11 protein-coding genes are annotated in these 12,816 nt (G+C 64.2%); 6 read left to right on the top strand and 5 right to left on the bottom strand.

Annotated features, from left to right (window positions below; genetic code table 11):
- Window positions 1–148: 148 nt before the first annotated feature.
- A complete protein-coding gene (locus BMY52_RS09760) occupies window positions 149–1,549 on the bottom strand; it encodes an aminotransferase-like domain-containing protein (protein ID WP_090253886.1) in 1,401 nt (466 codons plus the stop codon).
- 119 nt (window positions 1,550–1,668) lie between these two features.
- Between BMY52_RS09760 and BMY52_RS09765 the strand changes: the two genes are divergently transcribed.
- Together BMY52_RS09765 and BMY52_RS09770 are read left to right on the top strand one after the other, a co-directional pair.
- The gene (locus tag BMY52_RS09765; RefSeq protein WP_090253888.1) at window positions 1,669–2,436 is read left to right on the top strand and encodes a class I SAM-dependent methyltransferase; all 768 of its coding nucleotides are present in this window, start codon (window positions 1,669–1,671) and stop codon (window positions 2,434–2,436) included.
- 470 nt (window positions 2,437–2,906) lie between these two features.
- The gene (locus BMY52_RS09770) at window positions 2,907–3,593 is read left to right on the top strand and encodes a transposase (RefSeq protein ID WP_177169926.1); all 687 of its coding nucleotides are present in this window, start codon (window positions 2,907–2,909) and stop codon (window positions 3,591–3,593) included.
- 316 nt (window positions 3,594–3,909) lie between these two features.
- Here BMY52_RS09770 and draG read toward each other — a convergent pair whose 3' ends face one another.
- The 4 genes from draG to nifL form a co-directional block, all read right to left on the bottom strand.
- Entirely contained in the window at window positions 3,910–4,779 is an 870-nt protein-coding gene (gene draG, locus BMY52_RS09775; protein ID WP_090253890.1) for an ADP-ribosyl-[dinitrogen reductase] hydrolase, read from the bottom strand.
- A gap of 119 nt (window positions 4,780–4,898) precedes the next feature.
- Window positions 4,899–6,425: a nitrogenase cofactor biosynthesis protein NifB gene (nifB, locus tag BMY52_RS09780; RefSeq protein ID WP_090253892.1), complete on the bottom strand. Its 1,527-nt coding sequence runs from the start codon at window positions 6,423–6,425 to the stop codon at window positions 4,899–4,901.
- Between the two features lie 183 nt (window positions 6,426–6,608).
- Window positions 6,609–8,177: a nif-specific transcriptional activator NifA gene (nifA, locus tag BMY52_RS09785; protein ID WP_245740766.1), complete on the bottom strand. Its 1,569-nt coding sequence runs from the start codon at window positions 8,175–8,177 to the stop codon at window positions 6,609–6,611.
- 19 nt (window positions 8,178–8,196) lie between these two features.
- On the bottom strand, window positions 8,197–9,765 hold the full coding sequence (gene nifL, locus BMY52_RS09790) for a nitrogen fixation negative regulator NifL (protein ID WP_090253894.1): 1,569 nt from the start codon (window positions 9,763–9,765) through the stop codon (window positions 8,197–8,199).
- A gap of 60 nt (window positions 9,766–9,825) precedes the next feature.
- Between nifL and BMY52_RS15185 the strand changes: the two genes are divergently transcribed.
- The 4 genes from BMY52_RS15185 to rsxC all read left to right on the top strand — a co-directional run bounded on the left by BMY52_RS15185 (window position 9,826) and on the right by rsxC (window position 12,813).
- Complete coding sequence (locus tag BMY52_RS15185; protein ID WP_143050460.1) at window positions 9,826–10,056, top strand: hypothetical protein; 231 nt, start codon at window positions 9,826–9,828, stop codon at window positions 10,054–10,056.
- 77 nt (window positions 10,057–10,133) lie between these two features.
- Entirely contained in the window at window positions 10,134–10,715 is a 582-nt protein-coding gene (rsxA, locus tag BMY52_RS09795) for an electron transport complex subunit RsxA (RefSeq protein WP_090253962.1), read from the top strand.
- A gap of 24 nt (window positions 10,716–10,739) precedes the next feature.
- Window positions 10,740–11,267 (top strand): RnfABCDGE type electron transport complex subunit B, encoded by a 528-nt coding sequence (locus BMY52_RS09800; protein WP_090253896.1) that lies wholly within the window; start codon window positions 10,740–10,742, stop codon window positions 11,265–11,267.
- A gap of 10 nt (window positions 11,268–11,277) precedes the next feature.
- A complete protein-coding gene (gene rsxC, locus BMY52_RS09805) occupies window positions 11,278–12,813 on the top strand; it encodes an electron transport complex subunit RsxC (protein WP_090253898.1) in 1,536 nt (511 codons plus the stop codon).
- Window positions 12,814–12,816 lie beyond the last annotated feature (3 nt).

The following is a 12,816-nucleotide window of genomic DNA, read 5'->3' on the forward strand; positions in this document are numbered from 1 at the left end:
ACATCCAGCGCGGGTGCCGGAAGTATAAACCTTCACGACGACATGCCAAAAGTGCAGGCCAAAAAGCAAAACGGGGACAGACACCTTTTCTGGGAGAATCCCCCGTGGGAGCGGCCCCCGGCCGCGAAGCCCATGCCAGAAAGGACTTCTAGAAGAGCCGTGACAGCGTTGTTTCGACGTCCACCGACCGGGGTAACGCGCAGTTCAGGCGCAGGCAGCGCCGGTAGCGACCGCTGGGGGAGAAGTACGGGCCTGGGGCGATGCTCATGCCTGCGTCCAGGGCCTGGCGCTGCAGTTCCAGGCTGTCGTGCCCCTCGGGCAACACCACCCAGATCACGAACCCACCCCGGGGGCGCGTGACCTGCGTGCCCCGCGGGAAGTGACGCAGCACCGCATCCGTCACCCGTCGCACCTGTCGCTGGTAATAGCGCCGCGCCTGGCCCAGGTAACGTTCATAGCCCCCCCGCTCCAGATAGTCGGCCACGGCCAGGGTCTCCATGGGCGCCGTGGCCTGACTGGTGGCGTACTTGAGATAGGTGACCCGCTCGCGATACCGCCCCGGTGCCACCCAGCCCACGCGCAACCCCGCACCCAGCGTCTTGGAGAAACTACTGCAGTAGAGCACATTCCCGCGGGTGTCCCAGGCCTTGGCCGCCCAGGGACGCGGCCCCTTGAAGCACAGCTCCCCGTAGACATCATCCTCGATCAGCGGCACCTCATGGTCCGCCAACAGATTCACCAGTGCCTCCTTGCGCGCGTCGGACGCCAGATGACCCAGGGGATTGCCGAAGCTGGGCATCATCACGCAGGCACGGACAGGCCATGTGACCAAGGCCCGCTCCAGCGCCTGGGGTGACATGCCCTCCGCAGGGTCCGTGGTGATCTCCAGGGCCCGCATGCCCAGTGACTCGATGGCCTGGAGGATGCCGTAGAAGGTAGGCGACTCAATGGCCACCACATCTCCGGGCGACCCCACCGCCCGAAGGCTCAAGGTCAGCGCATCCTGACATCCCTGCGTGAGCACGATGTCATCGGGTCCCACGGTACAGCCGGCATACCCCATACGCTTGGCAATCTGCGTGCGCAACTCCAGGTTGCCCGGTGGAAAGTCATAGGCGCTGACGCTATCACGCCGGGTGCGCCGCACCCGGGCAAAACTGCGATCCAGCGCGGCCACCGGCAGACATTCCGCAGGTGGGGCCGCGGCACCCAGTGACAGGATGGAGGGGTCGTTATGGGACTGGACCAGTTCGAGCACCCGCTCCTGCCCCGTGACCAGGCTGGGGCCGTCAAGCTCATTGCAGGGTTCTTCCAGAAGAGGGGTCGAGTCCGGCTGACTGCACACATAGAACCCGGAGCGGGGACGCGCCTCCAGGATCCCGCGCTGTTCCAGCACCTCGCAGGCCGTCACCATGGTGGCCATGCTGACACCAAAATGCTGTCGCAGCTGCCTCAGCCCCGGCAGGCGATCACCGGCCACGTAGGTACCCTGCTCGATCTGTTGCTCAAGCAGCGCCGCCACCTGCTGGTAGAGTTTCTCGCCCGTCATCGGTACAGCATAACAAAACTGTACCGCCCATGATTCGCGCAAACTGCATCTGTATCGGTCATGAGAACCCACCCACAATAGCGCTCCGATTTCACACCAAGCCAACAAGGAGCTTTCACATGACCGAGGCACTCAACGCGAACACTGGCAATCACTTCACGCAGTACACGCGCAGTTTTGCTGAATACTGGGACGACCTGGTGGGGTGGGAAGCACGTCTGGCCCGGGAAGGTGCCTTTTACAATCGTCACCTGCACGCCCACGGCGCCAAGCAGGTCATCGATATCGCCACCGGGACCGGTGTCAACGCGGTGTCCCTGGCTCAGTACGGATTCGAGGTCACGGCAGTGGATGGATCCGAAAACATGCTGGCCAAGGCCCAGGAAAACGCCAAGAGCTACGGCGTCAAATTTGCCGAGGCCAAGGCCGTCGACTGGCTGTCACTGGACGAAACCCTGGGCACCGAACGATTCGATGCCGCGGTATGCCTGGGTAACTCCTTCACCCATTTGTTCGATCACGAAGATCGTCGAACCGCCCTGAGAGCCATCTTCCGCATCCTGCGCCCAGGTGGCATGCTCATCATCGATCAACGCAACTACGACGCCATGCTGGACCAGGGCTACAGCTCCAAACACGCCTTTTGCTACACCGGCAACAACGTGGACGTGGGACCGGTGGAGTTGCACCGCAGCCTGGCCAAGTTCAACTACGTCTTCTCCGATGGCGCCCGCTTTGAACTCAACATGTACCCCTTGCGCCAGGACTACCTCACCCACCTGCTCGAAGACGCCGGATTCGTCAACGTGGAACGCTACGGCGACATGCGCCGCCCGTACGATATCAACGAAGTGGACTTCGTCCAGCAAATCGCCTTCCGCCCATAAAATGGGGACAGATTTATTTTCTCCCAGCAACCGCTGAAAGGGAGAGGATAAATCAGACCAGGCCTGGACAGATAACCCCGGTATATAGCTTATATATTTTTATAAGCACCCAAAAAGGTTGGGCCCCGCTACAATCCATGTAGTGGGGCCCATGTCGCGCGGCAAGACCCATCCGCTGGATCATCCCTGAATGACTACCTGCTCATCCCTGACTGCCATCGATGGCGACAGGACTCATTCTCCATATTTACCGTAATGATACAACTTGAATGTGCCGAACTGTGAAGCGGTTCAAAAGGGGACAGATAAACACGCTCATCCCCCGGATGCATACCAAGCTCCCCTTCCATGATCACGCGGCTATCCACGCTTGCAGTTTAGGCGTAGAAAAAATAACCTGAGCGAATGGGGACATATTTATTTTCCCTGTGTGGATAAGAACGTAGCACCTTTAACTCTGGGGGAACGGTATGCCAAGGATGGCGCGTGTGGTATTGCCGCATACACCGCACCATGTGGTGCAGCGGGGACATAACCGACAGACGGTGTTCGTCATCGCGGAAGATTACGAGTGGTATCTGGAAGATTTACGCGAGCTCAGCGGCATGCTGGATATTCGGGTACACGCCTACTGCCTGATGACGAACCACGTGCACCTGCTGGTGGATCCGGGCGAAGAAGTGGCCAGCATGGGTTGTTTGATGAAGGCGCTTGCAGCCAGGGCCACGCGCCGGCGTAATCGGCTGGAGAGAAGGTCTGGCACTCTGTGGGAAGGGCGTTATAAATCCAGCCCTGTTCAGACGGATACCTACCTGCTCGCCTGCACCAGATACATCGAACTCAACCCGGTCCGCGCGGGGATGGTGTCCAACGTAGGAGATCACCCTTGGTCCAGCTACCAGCAGCGCATGGGCCATGAAACATGCTGGATCAACACCGACCCCGGTTACCTGAGTCTGGCTGGAAGCGAGATGGAGCGGCGCGCACGATACGCCCGGTTCGTAGCGCAGGGCGTGCCGAAGAACGAACTATCACTGATGCGAGAAGCGGTCCAACGCGGCCAACTCACGGGCAATCACCAATTCGTGGACGAAGTAGAGAAGATCATAGGCCGTCGAATCGAGCAGCGCCGCCCAGGCAGACCATCGTCACGCTAAACTGTCTGAGGCGATGTTCTAGACCATCTCCTATCAAGACCAACGAGCCAGACCACCTGAAAAACTCATTGGGTCCCCGTTTCAGGAAAATCCTAACCCAAAAAAGTCAGGCCTCGCCGCAATCCATGCGGCGAGGCCTATGTCGCGCGGCAAGACCCATCCACTGGATCATCCATGACTTACAGCCTGTTTCATCCCTGAGTGCCTTCGGTGGCGACGAACTCTATTCTCCACATATCCACCAAGGTCGCAAGCTGTAATGTTTGAAAATGTGAAAGACTTCAAAACGGGACGGATATAGATACCTCCTATACTCCTATATTAATCGACTCAACTGCACCATCATTTGCTCCTTCACCTCCGCATCCAGCCCCTTCACCCAACGCTCGGGTATCGCCTCCAGCCCATAGAGCGCGCCAGCCACCATCCCGGCGATGGCGCCGGTGGTGTCGGCGTCCCCGCCCCGGTTCACCACGTCCACCAGGCAGTCCTCGAAGGTGTCGGTGTCGAACAGGGCCTGGAAGACGGCGCGCAGGGTGTGGACGATGAAGCCGCTGGGGTTTTCCTCGCGGCGTGTGCGGAAGTGGAATTCCGGGTGCTGCTGGATGAGGGCCTGTACCGGCCCCTGGAGCAGCTCCCGCTGACTGGCGCCCTGCAGGGCCATCTGCACCATGGCCACGATGCACTGGGTGCCGGCGTCGGATAAGGGGTGGTGATGGGTGATGTGGGCCTGCAGGCGGCAGGCGGCATCCACGGTCTCCCGTGGCTCACCCAGGGTGGCCAGGGCGATGGGCAGGACGCGCATGCAGGCGCCGTTACCGGCGTCGTTGTCGTTCAGGGGGACTTGGGTCTGGCCGGTGCGGCGGTAGTGGATGATGCCGCGGCGCACCGTGTGGCCGATGTCCACGGGGCGGGAGCGCATCCACTGGCTGAAGGCCTCGGCGATGGTGGGGGCGTGGAGGCCGCCCGCCTGGATGATCGCATCGCCCAGGGCCAGGCTCATCTGGGTGTCGTCGGTGATGGCGCCGGGTTTGAGGTGGAGCCAGCCGCCGCCGATGAGGTCCTTGTGCACGCCGTGCTTGTACTGGATCTCCCTGGGCATCATGAATTCCACGGTGGCGCCCAGGGCGTCGCCGATGGCCAGGGCCAGGTAGGCGGCCTGAGCCCGGGAGGGCGCTCCCCTCACCCCAACCTCTTTCCCTAGGGGGGAGAGGGGCTCTTTGTCTGGGGGGGCGCCGCCGCCCCTCACCCCAACCCCTCTCCCCGGAGGGGAGAGGGGCTTTAGGAGGGATTTCAAGGAGAGACTCAAGAGACTTCGGCCATCAGGCTGTTGCTGCCCTCCTTCATCGGGGCCAGCTGGCCGGCCTCCAGCATCTCCTGGTACACAGCAAGGATGGCGTCCTCGATGGGCTCCATGGCGTGGTTGGGGTTGGGGGTGATGCCGGCAGACTCCAGGATGGACCAGGGTTCGATGCCGATGCGGGAGCACAGCAACACCTCGCAGTCTTCCAGGGAGCGCAGCGTACTGGCCAGGACCTGCTCCCGGTCACCGCATTCATCGGGGCCGGAACAGTAGAGATCGGCGCGTCGATGGCCTTCAAAGCGCACGCCTTCGGGTGAGGCCCGGTAGACCAGGAATTCCCGGGCGTGCCCGAAGTGCTGGTTGATCACGCCACCACCCTGGGTGGCCACCGCCATGAGCACCGGGCGCGCGGCGGGCTTGCCGGTCGGCGATGCGATGGGTGAGCGGGCCGCGCCGGCCAGCCGTTTGGCCCCCATGGACTGACGGATGGCGGCCTGTACCTGGTCGCGTCGTTCCCGGGCGCCCGCGTAGTCCACCTCCATCTCGTCGATCCGGTCGGCGGTGAACTCGGCACCGCGATCCTCTCCCAGCCGACCCACGGCGTCGGCGCGGCATTGTCGGCAATGGCGCATCATCTTCATGTCACTTCCACAGGCATCGCGCAGGGCGCTGAGCTCGGCCTGGGTGGGGCCGCGCTGGCCGTTCAGACCGAAATAGGTCCCGTGTTCGGGCTCGGAGATCAGCGGCATGATGTTGTGCATGAAGGCCCCCTTGGCCTTCACCACCCGCGACACCTCCTTGAGGTGCTCATCGTTGATGCCCGGGATCATCACCGAGTTCACCTTCACCAGCACGCCACGTTCCACCAGCATCTCCAGGCCCTTTTGCTGCTGCTGGATGAGCAGACGCGCCCCTTCCATGCCAAAGACCCGCTTCTTCTCCCAGATCACCCAGGGATGAATCCGGGCACCCACCTCGGGATCGACGCTGTTGATGGTGATGGTGATGTGATCCACCCCCAGGGCCACCAGCTCATCCACATGCTCGGGCAGGGCCATGCCGTTGGTGGACAGGCACAGCTTGATGTCGTCGGCCTGCTCGCGGATGCCGCGGAAGGTCTGGAAGGTGCGGGTGGGGTTGGCCAGGCCATCCCCGGGGCCGGCGATGCCCACCACGGTCATCTCGGGGATGCTGGCCGCCACGGCCAGGGCCTTTTTCACGGCCTGGTGCGGCTTGAGCACCTCCGAGACCACGCCGGGGCGGGATTCGTTGGCGCAGTCGTACTTGCGGTTGCAGTAGTGACACTGGATGTTGCAGGCCGGGGCCACCGCCACGTGCATGCGGGCAAAGTGGTGATGGGCCTCTTCCGAGTAGCAGGGGTGATCCTGGATCTTCTCGCGAATGGCCTGGGGCAATTCCGGTGTGGCGTCATTGGCGCTGCCGCAGCCACTGGTTGCGCACCCGCCCTCTGGGGTGACGGCCTGCTTGATGACGGGAATATCGCTGAGCTTTTTGATTTTCAGGTCCATCACGGTCCTCCCGTTGGGGGTGCCCGCCGGTCTCGCGGTGGGAAAGGTTGGTCTTGGGAGGGTTAATGCAAACGGCGTGCCTGAAATTTAATAAATATAAGCGATTGTTTTTTATAGTATTACCACCCAAAGACCCGGTCCGTGTTGCACATGTCACAGAAAAGGCTGTGGTGAAGGGGACAATCAGAACTGCCTCACCCGGATCTTCAGGGTCTGGATGCGATAGGCGATCTGCCGGGGCGTCATGCCCAGCAGGCGGGCGGCCTTGGCCTGCACCCAGCCGGCCCGCTCCAGGGCGGCGATCACCCGCTCACGCTCATCCAGGTCGGGGTCATCCAGGTCCACCTCCACCTCGGGCTCCGGCTTGCGACCCAGCGGCAGCTTGTCCTCCAGGCCGGTGAGGTTGATGGCATCCAGGTCGATGGTGCCGGTCTCACTCATGATGGCGGCCCGCTCCAGGCAGTTTTCCAGCTCGCGCACATTACCCGGCCATTCATGCCGCATGAGCGTGCGGATGGCGCTATCGGTGATATCCAGCGGGCGCCCCTGGGCCTTGGCCAGCTTGTCCACCAGGAATCGGGCCAGATCCGGGATGTCCTCGCTGCGATTGCGCAGGGCGGGTACGAAGATGGGCATGACGTTGAGCCGGTAATACAGGTCTTCCCGGAAATCCCCCCGTTCCACGTCCTCCTCCAGGGGCCGGTTGGTGGCGGCGATCACGCGCACGTCCACCTTGAGGGTGCGCGTTCCACCCACCCGTTCGAACTCGCCTTCCTGCAACACCCGCAACAGCTTGGCCTGAAAGGCCTGGGAGATCTCGCCGATCTCGTCCAGGAAGATGGTGCCCCCATCGGCCTGCTCGAAACGCCCCTTGCGCTGGGACACGGCCCCGGTGAAGGCGCCCCGTTCATGTCCGAACAGCTCGCTCTCCAGCAGGTTGTCCGGCAGGGCCGCGCAGTTGAGCTTGACGAAGTGTCCGTTGGCCCGGGGTGAGTTGTAGTGGATGGCGTTGGCGATGAGCTCCTTGCCCGTGCCGGTCTCGCCGCGCACCAGCACCGTGGTGTGCCACTTGGCCACCTGGCGCACCTGCTCGAACACCCGGCGCATCTCCTTGGAGTGCCCCACCACGTTGTCCAGATGGTAGCCGCCCCGCACCTGGCGGCGCAGGCGGTCGCGCTCGTCGGTGAGGGCGCGGCGCTCCTGTTCCAGGTCCCAGGCGCGACGCACGGTCTGGGCCAGCAGGTTGGCCACCATCTCCAGGAAGCGGGCGCGCTCCTCCAGCAGGCCATCATCCCCACAACTGGGCTGGGCGGCCAGCACGCCAATGGGGTTGTCCTCACCCACCCGGATGGGCACCCCCACGAAGGGCAGATCCGGCGCGTAGAGACCCATGCGATCCAGAAACCGGGGCTCATCGGCGATGCGACCTACCATGACCGTGTCCCCTTCCTTGAGGATGGCCCCCATCAGGCCCTCGCCGGGGCGATAGCGCACCTTTTCCACCTTCTCCCGCGTGCCGGTATGGGCAGCGCCCACCATGAGTTCGCCGCTGCCCGGATCCAGCAGCGACACCATGCCGCAGCGCATGTCCGAAGACTCATGCAGCACATGGAGCACACCGGAGAGGATCTCCTGCAATCCGGAGGAACAACTGAGCACCTGACTCACCTGATACAGCGTGTCCAGATGCATTTCGATCACGTGGGCGCGCGAGCGCCCCGTCGTACCAACTGCCGAGGGAGAAATCACCATGGGTCTTCCTGAGTCCAATTCAGAGTTTGCGCTGTGAGGCATTGGGGAACTCCAGGCGGATGCGGCAGCCTTGCTGACAGGAGGGGTCCACTTCCACCAGACCGGCGTGCTGGTTCACCACCTCCTGCACCATGGGCAGGCCCATCCCTGCCCCGCCGCCACTGCGGCCCTTGGTGCTGACGAAGGGTTCGAACACCCGCAACCGCATGGACTCGGGGATGCCCGGCCCCGAGTCCTGGATGATCACCTGGACCCCATCCTCCAGGGCCCGGGTGGCGATGCGGATCTCGCGTTGGCCGGTGCCGCTGTCATCCAGGGCATCCAGTGCGTTGTCCACCAGCTGTTTGAACATCCCGCGCAGCCGCCCTTCCCGGCCCAGCACATTGGGCAGCACCGGCGCCGGGTCCCAGTCCACCACCACGCCGGAGGTCAGCAGGCGCCGGGTGGACAGGCCCAGGACTTCACGCAGCAGGCCGTTGAGGTTGACCGGGGCGATGGCCTCGTCCCGCTCCTCGGGGACACAGTTCTCCAGGGTCTGCAGGGCCTGGCGACCCGAGGCCAGGGCGTCCTGCAAGACGGTCAGCAGGGGATCGGTCGCGCCCTCTCCCTGGCGACGTTCCAGCAACTGGGTGGCGGCGGCGATCATGTTCACCGGGCCCTGCATCTGGTAGATGGCGCCGGTCAGGGTCTCGCGCATGCTCTCCACCAGTTCGCTCTCGGCGGTCAGGGCCCGCAGGGCGTTCATGCGCATCTCCTCCTGCTGGCGCTTGAGCTCGGTGACCTCCTTGGCCACCAGCATGAGGTATTCCACCTTGCGGGGCTCGAAGAAGGCATCGGCGCTGCTGTCCCGCTCACGGATCCAGGTGCCGGAGCAGGAGAACCAACGGGGCGCATGACCGGCGCCCGGGTCGAACTGGACCTCGTGATCCACGAAGCCCTGGCCGCTGCTGCGGGCCTTCTCAAAGGCCTCACCCATGCTTTCGGAGAGGGCGGAGAGGAAGGCCTCGGCGGGTTCCTGGCCGCGCATGTCCCCCGCCAGCTTCTTGTACTCCTGGTTGTCCAGCACCACCTTGCCCGCCTCGTCCAGCAGGGCGATGACCACCGGCTCGGCATCCACCACGGACTCGATCAGGGCCTTTTGATGGCGCACCTGTTCTTCCAGTTGATGCATCTCCGTCACGTCCCGGTGCATGCCCAGGTAATGGGTGAGGTGCCCCTGGGCATCCAGCACCGGGGCGATGCTCAGTTCGGCCAGGTAGCGGCTGCCATCCTTGCGGCGATTCACCAGCACCCCGGTCCAGGGCTTGAGTTGGCGCAGGCGGCCCCAGAGGGTCTCGTAGACCAGGCTGGGGGTACGGCGATCCGAGAGGAGGGATTCGTTCTCGCCCATGACCTCCGATGCCTCGTACCCGGTCACGCGGGTGAAGGCGGGGTTGGCATAGAGGATGTTCGCCTTGGCATCGGTGATGGAGATGGCCATGGAGGATTGTTCCACCGCTTCGAAGAACAGCCGGGCCGGCAGCGCGCCCTCGCCGACGCGGATGGTGTGATCGTTGGCCGGTTGGAAGGGGTGATGGGGTCGGGTCATGGCGAGGTCTCTTGGTGATGCAGCGGTGTGCCTGTCTCTAATGCAAGAGCCGGGCCACCGATGCCTCGATCCTGGACCTGTGCTCATTCCGGCGCCCTGGATGCAGCGCCCACCCGACAGGCCACCCACACCGGACGCACCGCGCGGGCCGTTCGCGAACGGCCCCGACTGGCGGGTGATGGAGGGATTGTCGGTTACCTCACATCCCTGCGGACCGGTCGCCCTGGCTGTCGCGATCCTCACAGCCCGAATCGCACCATGTCGGTGCAAACCCACGGCAAATCCCCATGAATGGTGCGTCTAAAGGGTGCATCACCCCTTGGCACGCAAGATGCAGAAACCCCCTCAATCCAAGCGAGGTGAACACCGTGACGGAGTTTCTGTTGCTACTGCTGGGCACGGCCCTGGTGAACAACGTGGTGCTGGTGCAGTTCCTGGGGCTATGCCCCTTCATGGGGGTGTCCAACAAGCTGGACACAGCCCTGAGCATGGGCCTGGCCACCACCTTCGTACTCACCCTGGCCTCGGTGGCCGGCTGGCTGCTGGAGTACTTCGTGCTCGCGCCCCTGGACCTGGGCTTTCTGCGCATCCTCTCCTTCATCCTGGTGATCGCCGCCGTGGTGCAGTTCACCGAACTGGTCATCCGCAAGACCAGCGCGGCCCTGCACCGGGTGCTGGGGATCTTTCTGCCACTGATCACCACCAACTGCGCCGTGCTGGGCGTGGCCCTGCTCAACATCCAGGAAGGTCATGGTTTTCTGCAAAGCGTGACCTTCGGGTTCGGTGCCGCCCTGGGGTTCACCCTGGTGATGGTCATCTTCGCCGGCCTGCGCGAGCGCCTGGCCGTGAACAATGTGCCGGCGGCCTTCGCAGGCGCCCCCATTGCCTTCATTGTCGCCGGGCTGTTGTCCCTGGGCTTCATGGGGTTTGCCGGCCTGGACTTCGCCTGACGCCCCCGAACAGGAGATCACACCATGTACGCAGCCATCGTTGTCCTGACCGCCATGGGCCTGCTCCTGGGTTATGCCCTGGGTATGGCCGCCAAGTACCTGAAGGTGGAGAAAGACCCCCTGGTGGACGAGATCGAGGCCATGCTGCCGGGCACCAACTGCGGCCAGTGCGGCCTGCCCGGTTGCCCCAGTGCGGCCCAGGCCCTGGCCGCCCATGAGGCCCCCGTGACCCTCTGCCCACCAGGCGGCAAGGCCCTGGCCCAGCAACTGGCAGACAAGCTCTCGGTGAGCGTGGATCTGTCGGGCATGGAGGAAGAGGCACCGGTCTACGCCCGGATCAAGGAGGACCAATGCAACGGTTGCACCCGTTGTTACAAGGTGTGCGCCACCGACGCCATCATGGGCGCCAACCGACAGATCCACACGGTGTTCACCGAGGCCTGCAACGGCTGTGGCAAGTGCGTGGAGGTGTGCCCCACCAACGGTCTGGTGCTGGTACCGGAACCCCCCACCCTGCGCACCTGGCGCTGGTCCAAACCCCAAGCCCGCTGAGGTGACCGCCATGCTCTCATTCCTCTTCAAGCGCCGGGGTTTCCAGGGCGGCGTGCACCCGGAAGACCGCAAGCAGGCCACCAGTCACCTGCCCATTCAGACCCTGCCCTTGCCCGAGCGCCTGTATGTGCCAGTGCAGCAGCACATCGGGGCCGCCGCCCAGCCCCGGGTGCAGGCGGGCCAAAAGGTGCTCAAGGGTGAGATGATCGCCGCCGGCAGCGGACCTGTTTCGGCGGCGGTGCATGCCCCCACCTCGGGCACGGTGGTGGCCGTGGAGCCGCATCCGGCCCCACACCCCAGCGGTCTGCCGGTGCAGACCATCGTCATTGAAGTCGACGGCGAGGACCGCTGGACAGACGAACCCGAGCCCGAGCACGCCCTCAATCTGGAGCCGGAAGTGATCGCCCAGCGCGTCGCGGAGGCGGGTGTGGTGGGCATGGGTGGTGCCACCTTTCCTGCCGCCATCAAGCTCAACCTGGGCAGTCGCCACACCATCGACACCCTGGTGATCAACGGCTCGGAGTGCGAACCCTACCTCACCTGCGACGACCGCCTTATGCGCGAACGCACCCAGGAAGTCATCGACGGTGTGCGCATCATGCGCCATGCCCTGGGCGCCCGGCACACCCTGATCGTGGTGGAGGACAACAAGCCCGAGGCCCTGGCCGCCCTCCAGGAACACCTCTACGAAATGGATCATCTGGAAGCCATGTCCGTGCCCACCCGCTACCCCATGGGCTCGGAAAAACACATGATCAAGGCGGTGACCGGCCGCGAGATCCCGGCGGGCAAGCTGGGGGCCGACATCGGCGTGATCGTGCACAACGTGGGCACGGCCTACGCGGTGCACCGGGCCGTGCGCATGCGTCGGCCGCTGGTGAGCCGCATCGTCACCGTGGGGGGCGGCGCGGTGCAACGACCCGCAAACCTGGAGGTGCCCCTGGGCACCCGGGTGGAGGAGCTGCTGGCCTACTGCGGCGGCACCCGGGAGACCCCGGCGCGACTGCTCATGGGCGGCCCGATGATGGGCCAGATCATGCCCCATGCCCAGGTGCCGGTGGTCAAGGGCACCAACGGGTTGATCGCCCTCACCGCCGCCGAGATCAACATCGACGACCCCATGCCCTGCATCCGCTGCGGGCGCTGCGTGGCCGCCTGTCCCTGCGGCCTGATGCCCCTGGAGATGGCCTCGCGCATTCGTAGCGAGGACATGGACGGCGCCGCGGCCCATGGGCTGATGGACTGCGTGGCCTGCGGCTCCTGCTCCTATGTGTGCCCCTCCCATATCCCGCTGGTGCAGTACTTCCAGCATGCCAAGGGCGTACTGGGGGATCGGCGCGAGCAGCAGCGTCGCCAGGAGGAACTGAAGAAACTGGCCCAGCAACGACGCGCCCGCCAGGAGGCCGAGGCCCAGGCCAAGGCCGAGGCGGCGGCCCGCAAGAAGGCAGAACGGGAGGCGGCCAAGAAGAAACGCGCCCAGCAGGCCGAGGCCAAGGAGACGCCCGCGCCCGCCAAGACCAACGACAAGGACAAGGCGGAGGCCTGACCC

This window comes from Ectothiorhodospira marina (genome assembly GCF_900109495.1).
GTDB lineage: Bacteria > Pseudomonadota > Gammaproteobacteria > Ectothiorhodospirales > Ectothiorhodospiraceae > Ectothiorhodospira > Ectothiorhodospira marina.